Consider the following 20,836-nt stretch of genomic DNA (forward strand, 5'->3'; position numbering starts at 1 on the left):
CCTTCAAATTTCACAAACAAGATTATCTTATGTGTCATAATTTATATTACTTCTATAAACCTCATGCAGAAATTACATATTGAAAATCACATAACTATGTGTGGTTATTCTAAAATATTTTTTATGGATTAAAAAAATCTCTCTCCAGTTCAAAAATAGAACCATAAAAGGGACTCACTGTATAATAATAGTTTCCCTAACGTTCCACTTGATTCTAAAATAATTTTAGCATAAATATCCAGACTATAAACCTCGTTACTAAATATAAAAAAGTGGAAAATCTTAATTAAAGATCATCCACCTTAAGCTCTATAACTCTTTCTCGCTCTTGTTACTTTTTCACTATTACTATTTACTTTCTATATTATAAAATTACCATTATTTAACTATCTGTCTATAGGAATTTGAGAATTCTATACCTTTTATTTAATAATAAAAAACCTTCTGTCTTGAACCAATAGTTAATTAGCTGAATAGGCTAAATAAGAAAAGTTTGGAGAGGATGGAAACCCTAATGAATCCTATGGAGTTTTTTAAAGGGAAGGAAGGATTCCCTTTTAGTGCAATGTCAAAATCCCATTTTAATCCAGAAGAACTTTATGAAATAAAGAATATGGTCAAACAGTACCACTCTATCCTAAATGAAGACTTTTGGGCTGACATCCACGGGGTGAAAGCAAAGAAGAAAAAAAGGGATCCCATTATTCCTATCGAAATTTGGGAAAACGATAAATATGTTTATTTATCTATCATTTATCCAGGTTTACCTGACATAAAGTATGCCAGAATACATTTTCAAAATGACCAGATTGTTAAGGTTAAAATCAAAAATCATTCATTAAAACCTGAGGGAGCGGTTACCCTACTCTCCAGTGATTTACCGCAAAACACATACGAAAGAGAGATCTTTCTAGGTAAGTCTGTCATCACTTCAGATTACTCATCAAGCTATGAAGATGGTGTACTCACCTATACCTTTATAAAAATCAAAGATGAGATTGAGATCCCATTTGACTTTTAAATAAAGGAGGTTAGGGTCATTCCAAAAATAGAAATTAACATAGGTAATTTAAAAGTTTTTAGTCTAGCTGGTACCTCATCTTTAGTCATTGGTAAAGGTTATTATGAAGACCTTTCAAGCCATTCTAAAACAACAAACGGTGTTGGAAGTGCTTATGGTGATGGGTCATATATAAATATGAGCCCTTATCAATCGCCAGTTAATGACCCTGATATCCCTTATAAATCATATAACCCTTACTATTATCAACCATACTATTCTACACAACAAGGTCATTATGGAATGCAGGGAGCACCACATTATTACAATCCTTATGTAGTTAATAATTATTTACCTAGGCCACCTGGTAACTACTGTTAACAGGTGGTTTGATTTTTCCCCAAAAAAAGTACAATTCAATTCGTTGAATTGTACTTTCAGTCTTCTAATCCTAAAGATGACTGAGCTATTGGCATAAACGAGTCCATTCCGTCTGGATCATATACTGGGGAAGCAATTGGGTTGAAATTATTTAATACAAAATCTCCAAATGTCTGACCTGCAATCAGGTTATTTTTAACCTGACTCTCTAATGATTGGTAAAATGACTCACCAACAGAAAAAGCAGCATTTGTTTCCATTTGGTTTATTTTAATTCCACCAAAAAAAACAATACTTACCGGTTCATTATCACCTAATACCATTTTTTCACAACCTTATAGTTTTGCCATATAAACTTCTAGAATACCATTATCATAATGAAATTTTATGCTCTGTTTATCCACTAAGTCTGGAATTTTAACTTTCCTTTGAAAGGGACCTTGAAATATCTCTTGTACGATAATGTTCTTTGTTGTTTCCGGTAAATGAGTGACCACCCTACCACTGATTTCAAGTATTCCCTGTTCATTTAAGAAGATCTTTAAATTTTCTTTTCTTACTCCTGGTAAACTAAGACGGAGAAAATACTGTTGATTTGTTTCAAATAAATCAACCTTAGGAGAGCGAATTTCATTCTTTCGATTTTCTGTCTTTTTATTTTTTAAGGTGTTTGGGGCATTGGGGGACTTTCCATGTGGATTCTTATTGTAATTCATATCAATACCTCCAATAGAATAAGTATTATATAGTCTATTCCGTCATAACAAAGATGTGATAATCATTGGGAGGGAGCTGAGTTGATGCAAAATGAAGAACCTACCATCCAAGAGCTAAAAAATCAGATTACTTATTTGCATCAATACACGCAGCAGTTAAATAAATCTTTAGCCCATATAAATGTGTATGAATATTATATACAAAGCATCACTGTTGATAGTGTAAAAGGTATACTACAATTAGGTTATTTAACAGAGTATGAAATGAAGGAAGATGACGGTATTCACCGCTTTTATATAGGAGATGTTAAAATTAAAAAAGTTGAAGATACTGGAATTGTTGGACTAGGAGTGACTGAAAAGGGTTCTTCAACAAAGGAAGAAGATCAACTGGTCTCTCCAGAAGAAGCATCACCTGATATCCAAAAGATTTATGAGGAAATTAAATCATTATTAGATGTTGAGGACGTGCCTAGTTTCTTTCAAGAGATAGCAACAATAGAGGTTTTACTCCATAAGATTTGGGAGTTCATAAGCGAAAAATGGAACTCAAGTCAACCATTCAGCACGTTTTATGAGCATATATTGCAGAAGTTAAATCAAATTGAACAGTTACACGAGAATACAATCTATCCTCTTCAAAATGACAAACTCATTGTAGTTGCAAACAACATAGAAGAAAAAGCTAAGTCATTACTCGTTATAACGACTCTACTTGAAGCGTTTCTTCCTGGTTATTTTAGCAACCACAATGATGCAAATATCATGATCTGTTCTAAAAAGTTAAATATGAAAGTACCACCAAATAACAAGGTATCAAAAAAGCAAATAAAAACAGCAATAAAAAACACCTTTAATCTTCAAGAGCTTCCGGAAACATATGAAGAAATAACGGAAAACATTGACCTTCTAGAACTCGTCTTTTATCATCGAATTCAACCTGTAGTTCTATCTGAAGCAGCTGCAAATTTTTTTTATATGATCCGAGACCTATACTTACCTAAAAATAATCCAGACAAACTTGACCCTCATTTTAGTTCTGAAGAACAAGTGCTACTGTTTTCTAGTTTGATTAAATACTTGGATCAATATCAAAAGCACATATTACTTGAATACCTACTCATTTAATTTTATTCTTTGAATCTACTATTTTGTTGAATATCGTTGCCGGACACTTGCTTCTATCAAAAATATTTGAACGTGCAAAAGTGTCATCATTTGACCTTTAAAATAGCTTATTCTTTAAATTGTTGAATAATAATTCCTTTTCCATTTTCAATAGTTACTTCTGCAAGAGCACCATTGATGAATGTTATTTGCGGAGGCATGTGACCACAATCAATGTCATAGATAATAGGAATTTGAAGTTCGTTCGCTAGGTCTAGATACACATCTTCTATCGTATAGTTATCGACTGGTGCATTGGCTGCACTTCTTCCGAACATTATTCCAGAGCAATCTTTAAACCACCCAGCTAGCTTCATTTGAACTAATGATCTTCTTAAGTCTGTTGTATTTAATTCACAGTTCTCTAGATACCAAATAAGTGGAGTATCTTGAGTGAAATTCTTTTTAAACCCTGACACATCACCAAATGGAGTGCCAATCAAATGTCTAATTACGTCAATACAACCACCTAGTAATCTCCCCTTAATATGAACAGACTTATTTGAAATAGTTTTCCAATACGTAGGTTCTGTTAAATGGAAAACGCATGGACTAGGCTGTTCATGATTCCACTTTCTTTGGTACTTTTTAGAGGAATATTGAAGAACAGTTTCACCAACAGTCGTTGACAAAACGGATTCCCACATGGCGGTTGTTTCGTCATAATAATCTCCTCTAAAATCGACGAAATTTGAGCCATGAGCTGTAGCGATCCCTGTTCGTAAAGTAATAGCCAATAATAATACACTGGTATCTGAATATCCTAATACCCATTTTTTACCCATCTTATCAAAATCTAGATGTTCTAATATTTCAATTAAAAGTTCCCCACCCCAGGTAGGAATAATTAAATTAATATCATCATTACTCATCATATGATTTAATTCTTTCGCTCGCTTTATAGCTGGTGCCGATTTTGCCTTATCTTGTGTCCAGACAGTCTCACCACAAACTACAGTATACCCTCTTGAACTCATACAATCACACGCTAATTTAAACATATTGTGAAGTGAGCTTGGAACCCCGCTTGAGGGTGCAGTTACTCCTATTGTTGCACCTTTTGATAAAGTTGGATATTTTATCATTCTCATCTTCTCCCCATCTATTATTCTTTTAGATCTACAATTTGTTCTGATATTGTTTTATTTCAAAGTAATTTTATCAGTTCAATCTCATCTCTGATCGGTATACCTTCATAACCAACGTAAGGAATCTCTGGCTTTAACACTCTTGCTTTCTCTACTGCATTTATATGAATAGTGGATATTAGGAAATCACGTTTTTGATAGAATTTTAAGGCATATAAATTATCATTAGTAGTGACTAGTTTTACAAGAATACATCCTTTATTTCTAGCCATTCTTTCTACTTCTTTTACAAGTGCTGTACCAATTCCCTCTCCTTCTTTTATAGAATCTAAGGAGATGATTTCACAAGCTTCATTTTTAATAATGAAGGTAATTAAACCAATTATGTTATCGTTATGATCCAAAACTACAAAACCATCTAATGTACTACAATCATACACTCCACTGGAGATAACCATTTTAGAACTTCCCCAATGATTCTCAAAAAAACTTCTTATTTTTTCGTTTAACACCTGATCAGCCTTTAGGATTTCCATAGATCTAACTCCATTTTATTAGTTTTAGTTTTCGAACTTCTTTAAATAACCTAATGATACCAAAGTTCACCCAATATTTGTAAAGATATTTTCAATAAATAAAAATGTATACAAATATTAAACAAATGCTATACAATATGTGTATATTGAAAACTTGGAAGGATTGAAGTAAATGTTTGGTATTAACAAGAAATCTAGTATTCAACACTCTCTATTTGACCCAAAGGTAGAATTTCCTGATAATATAAAAGTTGCTATCGTTAAAAATAAAGACATCTCCGCTCGTCTGCACTATATGGGTGTAACGAATGAGCATTTAGTAGTCTTGCAGGAATCGCAACCGTTTTTACTAGAGTTAATTGATGAGGTCCTTCAAAAAGTACTTAATCAACTATATAAACAACCCTTTCTACAAAGAATCGCCTCTGAGCATTCAAGTAGAGAGAGATTATATCAAGTTTTTGTTCGATACTTTAAGAGTGTCCTTAGTGGAAATCTGGATGAAGAGTACTTTGAGATGAGGAAGAGAATTGGGGGAACACATAATGGTGCAAATTTACCTGCTGCTTGGTTTATTGCAACCTACTCTGCCTTAAACACTTTATTGGTTCCTCAAATAATAAAGAAGTTTCAAGGGGATCCGGAAAGGTTAACGAAAGTAATTCTGGCTCTTACTCATATAACCAATCTAGATTCACAATTAGTGGTTGAAAACTACATCGAGTCTAGAATGAATGAACTTAAACAAATGAATGCGAGTAAAGAGATCCTTCAGAAAGAATTAGTTGCAATAAGTCAAGAAGTTGCCGCATCAGTTCAAGAAACTGAGGCATCGATTTATGAGACAAGTTCGAAAGCTGAACAAATACGCCAAGAAACAGAGCTTACACAAAAGAGTAGCAAAAATCTAGTAAACTTAACGAACGAGAATGAAAACCAAATGGGTTCTATGATTTATACTTTTAACGAAGTAATTAATGAAGTAAATACCTCTATACAAGGTATCGTTAATTTAAAGAATACATCCGAGAAAATTTTATCAATGACCAAAAACATTGAAGGTATAGCAGATCAAACCAACCTACTTGCACTAAATGCCTCCATTGAGGCAGCTCGAGCTGGTGAACATGGTAAGGGTTTTGCAGTTGTTGCATCAGAAGTTCGTAAATTAGCAGAGAACTCAAAAATGATGAGTAATGAAATAAAAGGGTTAGTTGATCAAAATAATGGTTCAATACTAGAGTTAGTAGACACGATGAAATCTATGAATCTTTCAACACAAAATTCACAAAACCAAATGCAACAAGTAAAGGACGGTCTCTTAACCGTTAAGATGGAGATGGAAAATTATATCTCTATGTTTGACCGAAATAAGCAAGACCTTGATTCTATCGTTTATACCATTCGCGAAATAAACCATACAACCAGTAACCTTTCTGTTTTATCTAACTCTCTATTAGATAAAGCAGAGAAATAATCAAAACAAAAAGCCGCTTATTTGCGGCTTTTATTTGGGTTTATAACCATTTCACTCATACTTTTGAGGTATGATTTTTCTAGATTAGTTTTGCTAAACACTTTCACTAGGTTCTTATGATTAAAGAATAAGAAAACCACAAAGAACATCAGTGTAGAGATAAACGTGGATAACCAATTAATCCAGCTAGACCATAACAAACAACTAAGGATTTGCCTACAAAATAAAAATCGACAGGTTGGTTGCCCTGTCGATTTTTTTATTTTCGGTAAGGAATATTTAATAATCCTGGTACTGTATCGAATTCTAGCCCTAGTTTTTTTAATTCGGGAATAATCTGGCGAAGGGATTTAATCGTATTTGTTCGGTCTCCATCCCATTCAGCACCATCATGCATTAATATAATCGCTCCTGGATGAACATTACTGATCACATTATATGCGATTTGTTCTGGTGGGGCTTCCTGCCAATCTAAAGAATCAACTGACCAGCCTACTACGGAATAGTTCAGCTCTTTCAGTTTTTCTACCAATTCATTATATAGGAAACCATATGGTGCTCTAAATAATTTGGTCCTGTAACCAATTTGTTCTGCCAGAGCATCTTCTGTTTGCGAAACCTCTCTTTCTAAAGTAGCAAGATCCCCCTCTTTTACCAGATTAGGGTGCCAGTATGTATGATTTCCAATAATATGACCCTCGTCAATAATACGCTTAACAAGGTCTGGATAAGCCTTTGCACGAGATCCCATTAAGAAAAAAGTAGCTTTTACATTATTCTCCTTAAGTACATCTAAAACCTGGGGTGTAAAGCGTGGATCTGGGCCATCATCGAACGTCAATGCCACCGTGTTAAGATTTTGCGCCCCCCTTAACACAACTGTTTCTGGATAGCGCTGTTGAAGCACAATATTAGAAACTGGATTTCGAACTCGTTCTGTCTCTGCTCCTCCTTTTAATGGAGGTAAATTATTATTAGGTTGTGCGTATATATAATGGGTATGAGGTGAAAAAAAACACATTATTACTGAAATCATAAACAGCCCTATAAAACTTTTTCGTTTCATCGATTCATCTCCTTATTCTTATATTTCAATGTTAGTTTTGATTAAAACATGTACTTTATTCCTATTAAGCGAACTCTTACATGTAAAAATTTAGAATAAGGCTTATATAATTCTTCGTTTGTTTTTTCTTCATGAAGCAAAAAAGGAACATTAAGACTATTTCAATGGATTTGGGCTATTTCACACTGACCACAAGTTTAACGAGAGAATACAATTTAAGATTAAACTATATGAAAAATGACAAGCTCCATCAAAAAAATAATTGGAAGTTTTTGTATTGGGTAAACTAGTATTAGGTTTAATTCTACATACTCGGGGTGATTCTAATTCATATTCAGGGAAGTATTATTTCAGGTGATTTTGATGAAAATAGCAATCAGTTTTACATACAACAGTTAAAGGGCTTTGAAACAGGTTCGGTATTGACTAAAGAACAATTCACGAAATTATATCTATATCTAAAGCAGCATGAAGATCAACCTGATGGTCAAGTGATTACTCTATATGATCAAATGCCAGTTCTGCTAACACAGCTTCAAATTAAGCAACTATTAAAAGATTTTGAGCAACTTCAAACAATGTATACCTAATTATTCGTTCATAAAATTGTCAAAATAAATCTTTCTTCTATGTGAGATATCTCACAGGAGGAATCAAGAAAAAAATTTACAATAACAATACAAACAAACATAGGAGTGATGTTATATGTTTATGGCGTATTTTATTGTAATTAGTATTTTCTCGATTGGAATTCTAGTCTCTAAAGCAATTATGGATGGAGTGATGGCCTCAGAAGAAAGAGAACTATCAGATTTAGAAAATAAAATGTAAAGAAGTTTTTTAACACTAATAATTCTTCATAAACAGTTAGATGCTTACTCTTTTTGTATCTTAACTGTTTTTTATTTGTTTCAACCTTGACCTAACCTTCTAATGACTTAAACTTTTTCTAACAAAGTAAAAGATTTACAAACTGATATATAAATTCTTTACATCCTCTGTTACTATAGTGATGTCTGGCTATAGGAGGGGAATAAATGGAAAATAAGCTAGCATTTATAATGATTGCTGTAGGGGCATCCTTATGGGGCATCATCGGTTTTTTTGTCACATATTTAAATGTTGTTGGATTTACACCAACACAAATAGTAGCAATTCGTGCTCTATCCGCTAGTTTTTTCCTAGTCCTTTACGTACTTATTATGAACCGCTCTCTTTTTAAAATTAATGTTGCTGACAGTTCGTACTTTATTGGAACTGGTATCTTTAGTATTGTTCTATTTAATTGGTTTTTATTTAGTGCGATTGAGGAAACTTCCATTACTATAGCTTCTATTCTTTTATATACAGCACCAGCTTTTGTAACGATTTTATCAAGAATTCTCTTTAAAGAATTTTTGACACCTCGAAAGATGATTGCACTATTCATCACATTAGTTGGTTGTTCTTTTGTTATTGGAGTTTTCCCGAATAATGAGGAATCTATATCTTTATATGGCTTCATTCTAGGTATTGGATCGGGATTTTTCTATGCATTGTACAGTATCTTTGGTAAATTTGCACTAAAGAAATACAACTCGTTAACTGTGACTGTTTATACCTTTTTGTTTGCCGCAATTGCCATAACCCCCTTTAGTGGGATATGGAGTGTTCTCTATTTATTTACAGACTTGAAGGTATGGATGTATGTGATCGGTCTTGGATTTTTATCAACAGTTCTTCCCTATTTATTCTATACAAAAGGATTAAACACAGTTGAATCCAGTACTGCTTCAATTATTGCAACTATTGAACCAGTCGTTGCATCACTTATAGGATTTTTATTATTTCGTGAACAGTTAGTTTTATGGCAATACATAGGAATAGTCTTCGTTATAACAGCTGTTATAGTCGTTCAAGAGAAACCTCGAAACACTAATAAGAATAAGAAAAATATAAAACAAGAGGTTACATCGTAAATATTAAAAAGGAAACTAGCATGGCTACTAGTTTCCTTTTTTGGGTCTTTTTAAAACTATATTATTGAATTTTTACTATTCCAAAAGTGCAAAGATTTAATCTCTGCACTTCTTAGACGTTAACCTTCTAATAATAAATCTTCTGGATCCTCTAACAGTTGTTTCACTCGAACTAAAAATTGGACCGCTTCTTTTCCATCTATAATACGATGATCATAAGAAAGAGCGAGATGCATCATTGGTCTGACCTCAACTGTATCATTTTCTTCATCAACCACAACTGGACGCTTTTGAATTTTATGCATACCTAGTATCCCAACCTGTGGCGTATTCAAGATTGGTGTCGAATTAAGTGAACCAAAGATTCCACCATTGGTAATGGTAAATGTCCCACCAGTTAAATCACCAAGACCTAATGAGTTCGTTCTAGCCTTTTCAGATAGTCTGCCAATTTCTCTTTCGATTCCGGCAAAACTTAATGAATCTGCATTCCGAACAACAGGTACAACTAATCCATCTTCTGTTGATACTGCAATACCTATATCATAAAATTTCTTTAGAAGAATTTCGTTTCCTTGAATTTCTGCATTCACTAACGGAAACTCTTTCAATGCACCGATAACCGCCTTTGTAAAGAATGACATAAATCCAAGCTTTACATTATTCTTCTTGAGAAAAGCATCCTTTCGTCGATTTCTCAAGTCCAAAATGGCAGTCATATCTACTTCATTAAAGGTAGTTAGCATTGCGGCTGTTTGTTGAGCTTCAACTAAACGCTTCGCAATGGTCTGACGTCGTCTTGACATTTTGATACGTTCCACTCGTTCATCATCTTGCTTGGTAGCCATTGGTTTAGGAGTGGTTTTTGTTTCTTCGTTTTTGATTGAAGATTGATTCTTATATGCTTCTACATCATCTGTACGAATTCTACCAAGTGGATCCTGAAAAGGAATTTCGTTCAAATCAATTCCTAGTTCTCGTGCACGCTTTCGTGCTGCAGGAGAAGCAATCGGTTTTCTTTCTTTCCCTTTTGCTTCTTGACTAGCTTCAGGCTGTTGTTCGGTGTTCTGTTTAACTGGTTCTGTCTTTTCTTCTGATTTCAATTCCGTGGTCGCTTTTGTATCTTGTGTCTCATTCGTATCGCTAGAAACAGCTGCAGTTCCCTTTTCATCCAATCTTGCTATAACTTGCCCTACCTCTACCGTATCACCAGGTTGAAAAAGAAATTCAGAGATTACTCCGCTCTCTTCACTATTGATTTCTACGTTAACTTTATCTGTTTCAAGTTCGGCAATTGGTTCACCTTTTTCTATATAATCGCCTTCTTTTTTTAGCCATTCAGCAATTGTTCCTTCTGTTAGGGATTCGGCTAGTTCTGGTACTTTAATTTCCTTCATTCCTTCTCTCCCCCTTCTGTTACATATAACGCATCCTCGATTATTCTTGCTTGTTCATGCTTATGGATCTGTGGCTCACCTGTTGATGGACTAGAACGTTTATGGCGGCCGACGTATGCTACTTTCACACCCTCTGGCACAAGATCTCTCACATACTCTTGCAACACAGGCCAAGGTCCCATATTTCTTGGTTCCTCTTGAACCCAGCACACTTCTTCTAAATTAGAAAAGCGTTTAAAAAGCTCTTTCACTTCTGATTTAGGAAATGGGTACAACTGTTCTACTCGTGCTATATGGAGGAGATTCTTTATTTCAGGATCTTTATTTTCAAGCTCAGTAGCTAAATCAATTGCAACTTTCCCGCTACAAAGCACTAATTTTTTGACTTTCTCAGGAGTTTCTCCTGTACCTGGCTGTTCAACTAGAAGATTAAATTTCCCATTGCTCAACTCAGTAGGAGACGAAGCTGTTAAACCATGACGTAGAAGACTTTTTGGAGTCATAATGATTAGTGGACGTGCTTCTTCTCCGTCAGTAATAATCGCCTGTCTTCTTAGAATATGGAAATACTGTGCTGCACTTGTTAAATTAGCAACTGTCCAATTATTTTCAGCTGCAGACTGAAGGAATCTTTCCATTCTCCCGCTTGAATGCTCTGGTCCTTGACCCTCATAGCCATGAGGTAAAAGCATAACAAGACTAGACTTTTGTCCCCACTTCGCCCGACCTGCTGCAATAAACTGATCAATTATGGGTTGTGCTACATTTACAAAGTCACCAAATTGAGCTTCCCACAATACAAGTGCTTCCTGTGCCTGAACACTATAGCCATATTCAAATCCCAAAACTGCAGATTCCGACAATGGGCTGTTGAAAAGAGAAAACGATGCTCTTGCATCTGGTAAATGGTGCAACGGTAAATACCGATCATTATTTTTGAAATCGTGCAAAACTAGGTGACGATGAGCAAACGTACCTCTTTCACTATCCTGTCCTGTTAAGCGAACAGGCTTTCCATCATGAAGAATCGTTGCAAATGCTAACGTCTCTGCAAGTGCCCAATCAACTCGGCCCCCATCATCAAATGCTTTCTCTCTACGCTTAAGGATTTTCTCAAGCTTAGGATACACATTAAAATCTTTTGGCCAACTTAATAAGTTATGATTAATGTTTTTAAGCACATCAACCGATACAGTTGTGTCGACTACTGGAATCCCTTCTGCTACAGGCTTTGGAATCGTCTTTTTCTCTTCTGCACTCTGTAAACTTAACTGATCAAAGATAGTCTGAAGCTTACTCATAACATCTTTCTCTTTCTGTTTACCTTCATCTTCTGTCAATAATTGTTTTGATACGAGTACATTCATGTACCTTTTTGCTACAGTTGGATGGTTTTTAATTTTTTCATAAAGTTGAGGTTGTGTAGTACCCGGGTCATCCATCTCGTTATGTCCGAATCTACGGTACCCCACAAGGTCAATTAAAATGTCCTTGTTAAACTTTTTACGATATTCATAAGCAAATACCATCACAGCTATACAGCTTTCTGGGTCATCTGCATTTACATGGAGTATAGGTATTTCAAATCCCTTAGCTAAGTCACTTGCATAAGTGGTGGAGCGTGAATCCTCCATATCCGTTGTGAAACCTAATTGGTTATTTGCAATGATATGGATGGTACCACCGGTCTCATAACCTTTAAGACGACTTAGGTTTAACGTTTCCGCAACAACACCTTCACCTGGAAAAGCTGCGTCACCGTGTACAAGTACACTAAATGCTTTTTGTTTATCAGGGTTTGGAAATCCCTTTTGATGTCGTTCCTGTTGTGCTGCACGTGTCATTCCTTGCACGACTGGATTCACAAACTCTAGATGACTAGGATTATTTGCAAGATTAATTGTAATTGTTCGTTCTTCTCCCTGAACCTCTAGATTAGCACCTAGGTGATATTTGACATCCCCAGACCAACCATAGTTAATTCCACGTGAACCTTCTGATGGAACAAGCTCTTTATTCGGGGAATGATGGAATTCAGAAAAAATAAGTTCATATGGCTTGCCTAGTACGTGAGCTAAAACATTCAAGCGACCTCTATGGGCCATGCCAATAAAAATATTCTCTGTATGATCCTCACAACCACTTTCAATGAGCTTATCAAGCATAGGGACAAGCATATCCAATCCTTCAATAGAAAAACGCTTTTGACCAACGAATGTTTGCTGAAGGAATTTTTCAAACCCCTCAACCTGAAGAAGACGATCAAGAAGTTTAATTCTTTCCTCTTTTGGGAAAGCAATTTTTATTTTTTCTTGCTCAATATACGAATCTAACCACTTTCGCTCTGACTCGTCATGTATATGCTCAAATTCATACGCAATGCTTTGAGAATATACATTAGATAAATGTTCATACGCCTCTAACCCATTTCTAATAAAATGAGGCGCATCCTCCCAAACTAGGTCAGCTGGTATTCTTTCTAATTGCTCCCTAGTTAGGTTATAAGAATCTAATTCCTTGAAGCGTGAAGACTTTGAACCCATTTCCTCAAGAGGATTTATAGTAGCAGCCAAGTGTCCAAAGCGACGCAGATTTCTTAAAAGCTTCATGGCCGACACAATTGATTTTAGGTCCTGATTGCCAACAGTTTCTGCAACGGTCTCAACAGTAGTATCTTCTGATGGCGGTGGACCTAACTGTTCAAACAATGACCTCAATGTGTCATCTACTGAACTGGGATCCACTTGGTATTTCTCATATGCTTCGTATATATAGCCCATATTTGGACCATAAAATGACTCCCAAACTTTTTTTGTTCCATTATTATTCATCCTAAAGCCCCCATTCTGTCTTAGGGATCTAGTCCTAGATCAGTTGGATTTGTGTTTATTTATTACATACTTATCAAAAATATTCATCATTATGTAAGGTATTTAAACGTCTACCATACTATACCCAATTTTGACCCATTTCTAACCCAATTTAAATTTAAAATAAAATCAAGATTAATCTAACACTTAGCTAATCAATAGTTAGCGAAGTGCTAGCACTCTCCAGATAGACATTTTATCGCATTAACGCATTGGGGGCCTGGCCCCCAATGCGTTACCATGTTAAAGAAAAAGAGCCTGAGAATCTTCTCAAGCTCATTGTCTATTTAGATAATACTTTTATAAACTCTCTCATGTAATCTGGTAAATCAGGTGGTCGGCGACTTGATATGATGTGGCCATCAACTACAACAGGCTCATCTACCCATATAGCTCCCGCATTTTCCATATCGTCCTTGATACCCGGCGTACTTGTAACCGTTTTGCCTGATAAGATCCTTGCTGAAATTAACACCCATCCTGCATGACAAATTTGTCCGATCGGTTTTTTCTGATCATCCATTGTCTTAACCATATTTAAGACCTCATCAAACCTTCTTAGTAAGTCCGGAGACCAGCCTCCAGGTACTAAAATTGCATCATAGTCATCTACATTAATTTCTTTAAAAGACAAATCAGAAGTAATCGGAACACCATACTTTCCTATGTACTTTTCTCCTGCCTTTTCACCAACTATGTCTACAATGGCTCCTTCTTCTCTAAGTCTAAGTACTGGGTACCATAACTCCAAATCCTCAAAATCCGGACTAACTAGTTGGATGATTCGTTTTGATTTAAGCTTCATTGTTAGATAGCCTCCTTTTTTCATTATTATATAAGAGTATCATTCCTTATCCTCAATCGGCAAAATGTACCGATAGGGAACTGGGGAAGCCAAGACTGTTGATGTATTGATTTGACCATACGGTATTAATCGATCAATCAATAATCTCATATTATTCATATTTGATACAGCAGCCTTGATTACATAGCTAACCTCACCTGTAACTCGATGACACTCAATGATTTCCTCTGTATTTATTGCCATTTGTTCAAACTCAGAGATTGATACCTTTAAACTTCCTACTAATATAATGAGGAGTATCTCCCGTCCAACACCTTGCAATGATACTCGAGTCGTAAATTCTTCAATCACATTATTTTCCTGTAAACGGTGTAATCTTTCTGTGATACTCGGCCTACTTAGTGCTAACTCAACTGATAAATCACTAATCGTCATGCGTGCATTTTTTTGTAAAAGCTCTAAAATTTTCAAATCAATCTTGTCCATGAAAACGCCTTCTTTCAAAATGAATACAGATTACGTTATTTCAATTCAATTTGTTTATAATCCACTCATAATACCTTCATTATACCATGTAAATATCTCCCTTTATCTTTTATATTTAATATAGGATAACTTTTACAGAATTTGAGGTGAAAACATACATGAAAAAGATTCTATTTATTTTGCTAGGATGTTTAATCGTAACTTTCGGAATTATCGTCCTAAGACATTCTAATATTGTTACTGGTGGTACAGCTGGTTTATCACTAAGCGTAACCTATTTAACAAATATTCCTTTTGCGATTACCTTCTTCCTTATTAATCTACCTTTCTATATTTTCTCTGTACTTCAAATGGGTTGGAGATTTACATTAACTACAGCTGGTGCTGTTACTGTCCTTTCGCTTATGACTGCAGTGGATCAGTTTCTACCAAGCTTTTCAATTCCAATGTTAGTTGGTGCTGTCTTAGGTGGGTTATTAATAGGACTAGGCTTATCATTAATATTTATGAACGGTGCTTCACTCGGGGGAGCCAATATACTAGCCTTATTCCTGCAAAAACGTTTTAATCTAAACCCAGGAACTATAAACTTTATCTTTGATCTTTTTGTGGTAGTCTCTAGTATTTATGTAATTGGATGGATTAAAGGATTGTGTTCCATTCTCTCCATTTTCGTAATTTCTAAGGTGATTAGCTATTTTAAAGAGGATATAAAAAGAAAAACTACTGCACCTGCTAAAAAGGAAAAGCAGGCAAGACCAAAGGTTCATGTTCCACTTGCGGATTAATTTTATTAGGTGACACTGTTCGAATGAACAGTGTTTTTTCTTACTTGTGAGGCTCACTTTGTTTTGCTAGACTTGTCTTATATTATTTTATATTAATAAAAGGAGCGAACACATATGTCTAACAAAGAGCTAGAACAACACATCATCCACAATTACCAACAAGACGAAAAAATGATGATTCTTGTGTTTGCTCAGTGGTGCGTGAACAATGATTTAGATCCAGAAACTCTGTACCTGAAAGCATATCCGAAACAGGCGACTAATCCTTTCCTGAAAGAAGCGATTGAGCTAACTGTAGATAAAAGTGAAGCTGGGGAAATTGCTGACCAAACATTATTAGGTGTATTATCATTGTTTGGAAACGATGACCTTGCTTTTATTGTTACAGAAGAAATTGCAAAAAGAAGCTAAGCCCACAAGAGGTTTAGCTTCTTTTTACAATAATAAATATGCTACCAACGTTCCCACTGTCCCATAAAACAATGCAAAGGGCATATTTCTTAAGGTTATATGATATGGATTTTGTTTTGTATTCATAGAAGTTAACGTCACGGTTACTCCATAAGCACCGACAGTAGCAGTAGCTAGGGCACCAACTATTAAAACAATCCCTATACTTAATGGGTTAACAAACGCATATAATGGCTGAATTACCTCGCTTAAGATCCCAATTGTAGCAACTGGATGAACTCCGATTAAACACATTGCTAAGTAAGTGAATTGAATAAGAAATAATATAAGCAATGGGGATTCCCCTACAGCTATAAATGGTTGTTGAATTAACTGCAAAAATGGTGTTTCATTCAGTGTGCTTGTAAAAAACGATAGTGATAAAAACAGTACTACAAAGTTTTGAATACTATTGCTTCTAACTTTCCAAGTTTTCCATCCTATCTTTAAAAAGCTTCTTCCTCTCTTCATTAACAAAGCCCAACCAAATGAAAAAGGTAAAATCACAAGTGTTACTGTTAAAATAAAATTTAGGTGAAACAGGTTACCAATTGTAACGACTAAAGATAAAAATACCACTAAAGCGGTTAGAAGCTTTAAAATGTATATGGCCATAATTCGTGGCTGCATTTTCTTGGATATCCGAGATTCGATTGGATTATATGGGAATTCTTTAAACCTACGTCTACCTCGTAACCATTCTATAATCAAGACAAAGAAGGAAATCAGCAGAAGCCACGGTAAATATCTTATATAGCTAACACCTGTAGCATCTATTGCCATAGCCACCATAATTTCCATTGGACTCCATGCCAGAGCTAGAGCAAAAGCTCGTAATGTTATTCTACTAATAAATGAGTCTCTAAGTTTCTTTTTTAGTTTTGAAAGATTGGAGATTAAGATTTCTTGTGATAATGATAAAGCAGAGATATTAATAAATGTACATAGAATGTAAGTTGTAAATGAGGTTCTAACATATAACTTACCTAAATTCGAAACATTATCTTCCATCAGCTCCTTCAACCGCCGATCATATCTCCCTGCTCTAACAACACTATTCATCCAAGGAAGAACCAATAAAAAAGCAAGTAATGGCATGTTTACCGTCATAAAAACAGGAATACTGTTCAAGGGTAGACCTGATGACACAAAGAGAATAACACCAACTCCAATAAATATACTGCCAAGAATTCTAAATAACTTACTAGCGCCATAAAAGGAAAGGACTAACATTGGTATGGCCATAAGCCCAACAATGGTTTCTATGAAACTATTACCCCAAAATATATTAATTGTAAAGACTATTAATATAAAGGTATAGATCACATACATTCTCTGCATGATAAGTTGAATCATAGTGAATCTCCTTTCCTAGTCTGATCATACGATATTCCAACTGCTAAAGTAAAAGACGGTATCTAGACTTTAGATTACCGTCTTTCACAACTAAATAGTGACTTTTCTTCCCTCTTTTGCTGATAATCGAATGGCATCCAAAACAAGCTGAACTTTATGTCCATGCTCAAAACTAGGTAGATTTTTAGCCAAGCTATCATTTGAAATCGTAGTATATAGATGTTCAAGCATCGGGTAAAATGCTTGGTAATAGGATAATGCTCTAGGCGATAACTCCGTTGGCTCCTCAATTACTGGTAATAGTTCTACTATAGATAATGGTTCCTCTCCCATACCTACCTCGACAGTTTGATCATCTGTCATAATTAAAGATCCTTTTGTTCCATATACCTCTAATTTCCACATATTAGCACGATGTCTTGTTGCAGATAATAATTCAACTGTAAATGAAGTTCCTTTTCGGAGTGTACCAACTGCTTGAAACGAGTCTTCTGCTGTTCGTTCCTCAGTCTCCCCATCCCTTATCACCTGCTGAACATGAATAGGTAATTGTCCACTCACTTCTTTTACCTCATCATCCATCCACCATGTAAGTGAATCAAACATATGTGAACCGATTGCCCCTAACATGCCACCACCGAATTCTTTCTGTCCAAGCCACCCACGGTGGTTCGCGTGTAATCCTTTGTATGATGAAAAGTTTGCTCTGTAAGTTACGTGTGTGACTTCCCCTAGATTTCCACTTTCAAGAATCTCTTTCACTTTTCTTCTAGCAGGTAAAAACCTAAATTCAAAATTAATCAATCCGAATTTTCCTGCCTGATCTCTAGCAGTTAGCATCTCCTTGGACTGAATAGAATCAAATGCCATTGGCTTCTCACATAATATATGTAATCCTTCTTTAAACCCTTCTAACACCATTTCGTGATGTAAATAAGGTGCAGATGCAACTGATAGTAAGTCGAGTTCTTCTTCTTTGATCATTTGCTGCCAATTATCGTAAATTTTTTCTACACCCGTTTCCTGCTTAACAACCTCAAGATTCCCGCGGTGAACGCTTGAAATAGCAACTACTTCAAAGCCCGGATGTGTTTGCATAATCGGAGCATGTACCTTAGCCCCAAATCCTGTTCCTATAATTCCTACTCTAATTTTATGTTCCAACTTTTGAACACCTCAATTTGAAATTCAAGTTTTAAAAATATTCCCTTTATTCATTATTACATACGAATGATTTAAAGTGAAAATAATATATTCTAATTTAATGAAAACCAAGACCTTGTTTTCTAGAGAATGGGTTGTTTTTCATTGAACACAGCTTTAATCGTTCACCCCACCAACTAAATTAGAGCCGAACATTATGCTCAGCTCTTTGTTAAGACTTATCTGATAAATTTGTTATCTCAGTCCCTGGAAAATAAAATTGTAATATTTCCTTATAATTCTTCCCTTCTTCTCCCATAAAGTGAGCTCCCCATTGGCTCATCCCAACTCCGTGACCATAGCCTCTGCCTTTCATGCTATAGTATTCTCCATTGAAATCCAACGAGTCAATTAGATAACTTTTAAAAAGTGTACCACCAATCATAGGTCTAATCTTGTTTAAGTTAACATCCTCTAGCTTTAACTCGTTATATAAAACTGTACCGTCAATAATTCGTTGAAGAAATTGTATGGAAATAGAACCTCTTAAAGAACGCTCTGATTTTAAGCGGCTTTCAGAAAGTTGAAAAGAAGGAATAGAGACAATTTTAATATCACCCGAATACCCATTTCTCGCTAACCACTTTTTCATTTTATCTGTAATTTCAGTGTCTTGCTCAACAAGATCTTCCCATGAGTTTGCCATATCCCACTCAACTTCATTTAACTCAATTTGCGAGCGTTTCAATTTAAATTCCCATGGATTAACTGGGTCATAGGGATCTGCTTTAATAGGGTAATAGGAGATTGACTTGCCGCCCCAAACGTTAACGTTATTCTCCGTCATTCCCCCATTACTTGCTGAATAAAATGCATCAATAAGAGAATTTCCAAATGTAATTACTTCACCTTTTGTTTCTTCTACCGCCTTCGTAGTAGATGATTTCCAATCATAACCTGCATAAACTTGGTACTGAATTGTATCATTCATATCAGCTTTAAGATGTGAAACTGCATATGTTCTTGCAGCCAAGGCCTGCGCTTTCAAGGTCTCAATTCCCCACGAAGGAAATACCTCAAAAGGAACAACACCTTTTAAGTAATCCTCTAGTGGTAATTGGTTTACAGGACGAATATATATACCATTTTCCACCTGAAATTCAAAAGCCCCTAAATACGGACGCTCATTAATAGAAATCACGTGATTTTCATCATAAGACCTTGGCACAAGTGCTAATGTACCATTTACTAACTGTTCCTCTCCTCCACCAATTAAATAAAGTCGACCTTTTTTAACTACTAGGCCATACTCAGTCCCTTCAATTAAAGTTAGAGTAGGGTCAAGTGTTACATAGTCCCCTTTTAACTCAAGTGTGACCTTAGGGGTTTCACCAATATAGTTTTGAAGCTTTACTTTTACCATTTCCTCAGCTTTAACTGGAAACGGAACTAGCAAGAATAAACATATAAGAAAACCAAATAAATATCTCATGAGCATAGATTCCCAATGATAAGCTTAATTTATTCTATTTATTTATATAAGAAGGATCTTGTCATCGCCATTCATTATTGATACCTTTCTGTAAATAGTATCTGGTGGATATTTAAACCCCATTTCTAAAAAAAGGCTCCACTAGATTGTAGATTTATCTCCACAGTCCTCACGTACAGTCGTACGCTCCGTGCTTCTCTCTTATCGCTTCCTCGACCTTCTTGCTTCTTTTAGTCCTCTGGTCTCGTTGTATACCCTTTAGCACTTTTGTGTTAATTAATAAAAAAAGAGTAGCTACATGAGCTACTCTTTTCATCTTTGCTTGGCGACGTCCTACTCTCACAGGGGCAATGCCCCAACTACCATCGGCGCTCGAGCTTAACTTCCGTGTTCGGCTTCGGACTAAAAAAAGCGGCGAATCTCTTCGTCAGCTTCATTCGTTCAGTCCTCACGTACAGTCGTACGCTCCGGGCTTCTCTCCTGTCGCTTCCTCGACCTTCTTGCTTCTTTTAGTCCTCTGGTCTTGTTGTATACCCTTTAGCACTTCGTGCTCATTAATACAAAAAGAGTAGCTACATGAGCTACTCTTTTCATCTTTGCTTGGCGACGTCCTACTCTCACAGGGGCAATGCCCCAACTACCATCGGCGCTGAAGAGCTT

21 protein-coding genes and 1 pseudogene are annotated in these 20,836 nt (G+C 35.5%); 10 read left to right on the top strand and 12 right to left on the bottom strand.

The window, feature by feature from the left end; all coding sequences use genetic code 11:
* Window positions 1-514: 514 nt before the first annotated feature.
* Both G4D63_RS21100 and G4D63_RS22195 read left to right on the top strand, forming a co-directional pair.
* Entirely contained in the window at window positions 515-1,021 is a 507-nt protein-coding gene (locus G4D63_RS21100; RefSeq protein WP_163182040.1) for an Hsp20/alpha crystallin family protein, read from the top strand.
* A gap of 39 nt (window positions 1,022-1,060) precedes the next feature.
* The gene (locus G4D63_RS22195) at window positions 1,061-1,381 is read left to right on the top strand and encodes a hypothetical protein (protein WP_338083668.1); all 321 of its coding nucleotides are present in this window, start codon (window positions 1,061-1,063) and stop codon (window positions 1,379-1,381) included.
* Window positions 1,382-1,437: 56 nt separating this feature from the next.
* On the opposite strand, the gene G4D63_RS21110 is transcribed toward G4D63_RS22195, so the two are convergent.
* Together G4D63_RS21110 and G4D63_RS21115 are read right to left on the bottom strand one after the other, a co-directional pair.
* On the bottom strand, window positions 1,438-1,704 hold the full coding sequence (locus G4D63_RS21110; protein ID WP_163182041.1) for a spore germination protein: 267 nt from the start codon (window positions 1,702-1,704) through the stop codon (window positions 1,438-1,440).
* 12 nt (window positions 1,705-1,716) lie between these two features.
* Window positions 1,717-2,097 carry an Hsp20/alpha crystallin family protein gene (locus tag G4D63_RS21115; RefSeq protein WP_163182042.1) on the bottom strand — a complete coding sequence of 127 codons (381 nt, stop codon included), beginning with the start codon at window positions 2,095-2,097 and terminating at the stop codon, window positions 1,717-1,719.
* An 81-nt stretch (window positions 2,098-2,178) separates the two neighbouring features.
* Here G4D63_RS21115 and G4D63_RS21120 point away from each other — a divergent pair, with 81 nt between their 5' ends.
* The gene (locus G4D63_RS21120) at window positions 2,179-3,225 is read left to right on the top strand and encodes a hypothetical protein (protein ID WP_163182043.1); all 1,047 of its coding nucleotides are present in this window, start codon (window positions 2,179-2,181) and stop codon (window positions 3,223-3,225) included.
* Window positions 3,226-3,332: 107 nt separating this feature from the next.
* Here the strand turns inward: G4D63_RS21120 and G4D63_RS21125 are convergent, their stop codons facing one another.
* Window positions 3,333-4,349 carry a S66 family peptidase gene (locus tag G4D63_RS21125; protein WP_163182044.1) on the bottom strand — a complete coding sequence of 339 codons (1,017 nt, stop codon included), beginning with the start codon at window positions 4,347-4,349 and terminating at the stop codon, window positions 3,333-3,335.
* A gap of 62 nt (window positions 4,350-4,411) precedes the next feature.
* A complete protein-coding gene (locus G4D63_RS21130; RefSeq protein WP_163182045.1) occupies window positions 4,412-4,888 on the bottom strand; it encodes a GNAT family N-acetyltransferase in 477 nt (158 codons plus the stop codon).
* A 172-nt stretch (window positions 4,889-5,060) separates the two neighbouring features.
* Between G4D63_RS21130 and G4D63_RS22525 the strand changes: the two are divergent.
* Window positions 5,061-5,603: pseudogene (locus G4D63_RS22525) on the top strand (protoglobin domain-containing protein); the annotation flags it as partial.
* A 234-nt stretch (window positions 5,604-5,837) separates the two neighbouring features.
* Window positions 5,838-6,365, top strand: coding sequence for a methyl-accepting chemotaxis protein (locus G4D63_RS22530; RefSeq protein ID WP_420837841.1), 528 nt, complete (start codon window positions 5,838-5,840; stop codon window positions 6,363-6,365).
* Window positions 6,366-6,624: 259 nt separating this feature from the next.
* Here G4D63_RS22530 and G4D63_RS21140 read toward each other — a convergent pair whose 3' ends face one another.
* A complete protein-coding gene (locus tag G4D63_RS21140; protein WP_239586044.1) occupies window positions 6,625-7,386 on the bottom strand; it encodes a polysaccharide deacetylase family protein in 762 nt (253 codons plus the stop codon).
* A 362-nt stretch (window positions 7,387-7,748) separates the two neighbouring features.
* Between G4D63_RS21140 and G4D63_RS21145 the strand changes: the two genes are divergently transcribed.
* From G4D63_RS21145 to G4D63_RS21150, 3 genes are all read left to right on the top strand, one after another.
* The gene (locus G4D63_RS21145) at window positions 7,749-8,021 is read left to right on the top strand and encodes a hypothetical protein (RefSeq protein WP_163182048.1); all 273 of its coding nucleotides are present in this window, start codon (window positions 7,749-7,751) and stop codon (window positions 8,019-8,021) included.
* 115 nt (window positions 8,022-8,136) lie between these two features.
* Window positions 8,137-8,262: a hypothetical protein gene (locus G4D63_RS22200; protein WP_275580338.1), complete on the top strand. Its 126-nt coding sequence runs from the start codon at window positions 8,137-8,139 to the stop codon at window positions 8,260-8,262.
* A 206-nt stretch (window positions 8,263-8,468) separates the two neighbouring features.
* Window positions 8,469-9,389 carry a DMT family transporter gene (locus tag G4D63_RS21150; RefSeq protein WP_163182049.1) on the top strand — a complete coding sequence of 307 codons (921 nt, stop codon included), beginning with the start codon at window positions 8,469-8,471 and terminating at the stop codon, window positions 9,387-9,389.
* A 119-nt stretch (window positions 9,390-9,508) separates the two neighbouring features.
* On the opposite strand, the gene odhB is transcribed toward G4D63_RS21150, so the two are convergent.
* From odhB to G4D63_RS21170, 4 genes are all read right to left on the bottom strand, one after another.
* On the bottom strand, window positions 9,509-10,786 hold the full coding sequence (gene odhB / locus G4D63_RS21155; protein WP_163182050.1) for a 2-oxoglutarate dehydrogenase complex dihydrolipoyllysine-residue succinyltransferase: 1,278 nt from the start codon (window positions 10,784-10,786) through the stop codon (window positions 9,509-9,511).
* Window positions 10,783-13,617 (bottom strand): 2-oxoglutarate dehydrogenase E1 component, encoded by a 2,835-nt coding sequence (locus G4D63_RS21160; RefSeq protein ID WP_163182051.1) that lies wholly within the window; start codon window positions 13,615-13,617, stop codon window positions 10,783-10,785. The genes odhB and G4D63_RS21160 overlap by 4 nt, the downstream gene beginning before the upstream one ends.
* Window positions 13,618-13,939: 322 nt before the next feature.
* Window positions 13,940-14,461 (bottom strand): type 1 glutamine amidotransferase domain-containing protein, encoded by a 522-nt coding sequence (locus tag G4D63_RS21165; protein ID WP_163182052.1) that lies wholly within the window; start codon window positions 14,459-14,461, stop codon window positions 13,940-13,942.
* 39 nt (window positions 14,462-14,500) lie between these two features.
* A complete protein-coding gene (locus G4D63_RS21170) occupies window positions 14,501-14,947 on the bottom strand; it encodes an Lrp/AsnC family transcriptional regulator (RefSeq protein WP_163182053.1) in 447 nt (148 codons plus the stop codon).
* 158 nt (window positions 14,948-15,105) lie between these two features.
* Between G4D63_RS21170 and G4D63_RS21175 the strand changes: the two genes are divergently transcribed.
* Entirely contained in the window at window positions 15,106-15,735 is a 630-nt protein-coding gene (locus G4D63_RS21175; protein ID WP_163182054.1) for a YitT family protein, read from the top strand.
* A 114-nt stretch (window positions 15,736-15,849) separates the two neighbouring features.
* On the top strand, window positions 15,850-16,146 hold the full coding sequence (locus G4D63_RS21180; RefSeq protein WP_163182055.1) for a hypothetical protein: 297 nt from the start codon (window positions 15,850-15,852) through the stop codon (window positions 16,144-16,146).
* A 24-nt stretch (window positions 16,147-16,170) separates the two neighbouring features.
* Here G4D63_RS21180 and G4D63_RS21185 read toward each other — a convergent pair whose 3' ends face one another.
* The 3 genes from G4D63_RS21185 to G4D63_RS21195 all read right to left on the bottom strand — a co-directional run bounded on the left by G4D63_RS21185 (window position 16,171) and on the right by G4D63_RS21195 (window position 20,176).
* Window positions 16,171-17,541, bottom strand: a complete 1,371-nt coding sequence (locus tag G4D63_RS21185) for a hypothetical protein (RefSeq protein WP_163182056.1) — start codon at window positions 17,539-17,541, stop codon at window positions 16,171-16,173.
* Between the two features lie 90 nt (window positions 17,542-17,631).
* Complete coding sequence (locus G4D63_RS21190; protein WP_163182057.1) at window positions 17,632-18,705, bottom strand: Gfo/Idh/MocA family protein; 1,074 nt, start codon at window positions 18,703-18,705, stop codon at window positions 17,632-17,634.
* A 211-nt stretch (window positions 18,706-18,916) separates the two neighbouring features.
* Window positions 18,917-20,176 carry a SpoIID/LytB domain-containing protein gene (locus G4D63_RS21195; protein ID WP_163182058.1) on the bottom strand — a complete coding sequence of 420 codons (1,260 nt, stop codon included), beginning with the start codon at window positions 20,174-20,176 and terminating at the stop codon, window positions 18,917-18,919.
* Between the last annotated feature and the right edge of the window lie 660 nt (window positions 20,177-20,836).

Origin of the sequence: Bacillus mesophilus (genome assembly GCF_011008845.1) — a bacterium.
Classification (GTDB): Bacteria; Bacillota; Bacilli; order Bacillales; family SA4; genus Bacillus_BS; species Bacillus_BS mesophilus.

Bases quoted from the DNA above. Each gene is read 5' to 3' on its own strand.
- G4D63_RS21100 (WP_163182040.1), top strand. From the start codon at position 515: ATGAATCCTATGGAGTTTTTTAAAGGGAAGGAAGGATTCCCTTTTAGT.
- G4D63_RS21110 (WP_163182041.1), bottom strand. From the start codon at position 1,704: ATGGTATTAGGTGATAATGAACCGGTAAGTATTGTTTTTTTTGGTGGA.
- G4D63_RS21115 (WP_163182042.1), bottom strand. From the start codon at position 2,097: ATGAATTACAATAAGAATCCACATGGAAAGTCCCCCAATGCCCCAAAC.
- G4D63_RS21125 (WP_163182044.1), bottom strand. From the start codon at position 4,349: ATGATAAAATATCCAACTTTATCAAAAGGTGCAACAATAGGAGTAACT.
- G4D63_RS21130 (WP_163182045.1), bottom strand. From the start codon at position 4,888: ATGGAAATCCTAAAGGCTGATCAGGTGTTAAACGAAAAAATAAGAAGT.
- G4D63_RS22530 (WP_420837841.1), top strand. From the start codon at position 5,838: ATGATTTATACTTTTAACGAAGTAATTAATGAAGTAAATACCTCTATA.
- G4D63_RS21140 (WP_239586044.1), bottom strand. From the start codon at position 7,386: ATGTGTTTTTTTTCACCTCATACCCATTATATATACGCACAACCTAAT.
- G4D63_RS22200 (WP_275580338.1), top strand. From the start codon at position 8,137: ATGTTTATGGCGTATTTTATTGTAATTAGTATTTTCTCGATTGGAATT.
- G4D63_RS21150 (WP_163182049.1), top strand. From the start codon at position 8,469: ATGGAAAATAAGCTAGCATTTATAATGATTGCTGTAGGGGCATCCTTA.
- odhB (WP_163182050.1), bottom strand. From the start codon at position 10,786: ATGAAGGAAATTAAAGTACCAGAACTAGCCGAATCCCTAACAGAAGGA.
- G4D63_RS21160 (WP_163182051.1), bottom strand. From the start codon at position 13,617: ATGAATAATAATGGAACAAAAAAAGTTTGGGAGTCATTTTATGGTCCA.
- G4D63_RS21165 (WP_163182052.1), bottom strand. From the start codon at position 14,461: ATGAAGCTTAAATCAAAACGAATCATCCAACTAGTTAGTCCGGATTTT.
- G4D63_RS21170 (WP_163182053.1), bottom strand. From the start codon at position 14,947: ATGGACAAGATTGATTTGAAAATTTTAGAGCTTTTACAAAAAAATGCA.
- G4D63_RS21175 (WP_163182054.1), top strand. From the start codon at position 15,106: ATGAAAAAGATTCTATTTATTTTGCTAGGATGTTTAATCGTAACTTTC.
- G4D63_RS21180 (WP_163182055.1), top strand. From the start codon at position 15,850: ATGTCTAACAAAGAGCTAGAACAACACATCATCCACAATTACCAACAA.
- G4D63_RS21185 (WP_163182056.1), bottom strand. From the start codon at position 17,541: ATGATTCAACTTATCATGCAGAGAATGTATGTGATCTATACCTTTATA.
- G4D63_RS21195 (WP_163182058.1), bottom strand. From the start codon at position 20,176: ATGAGATATTTATTTGGTTTTCTTATATGTTTATTCTTGCTAGTTCCG.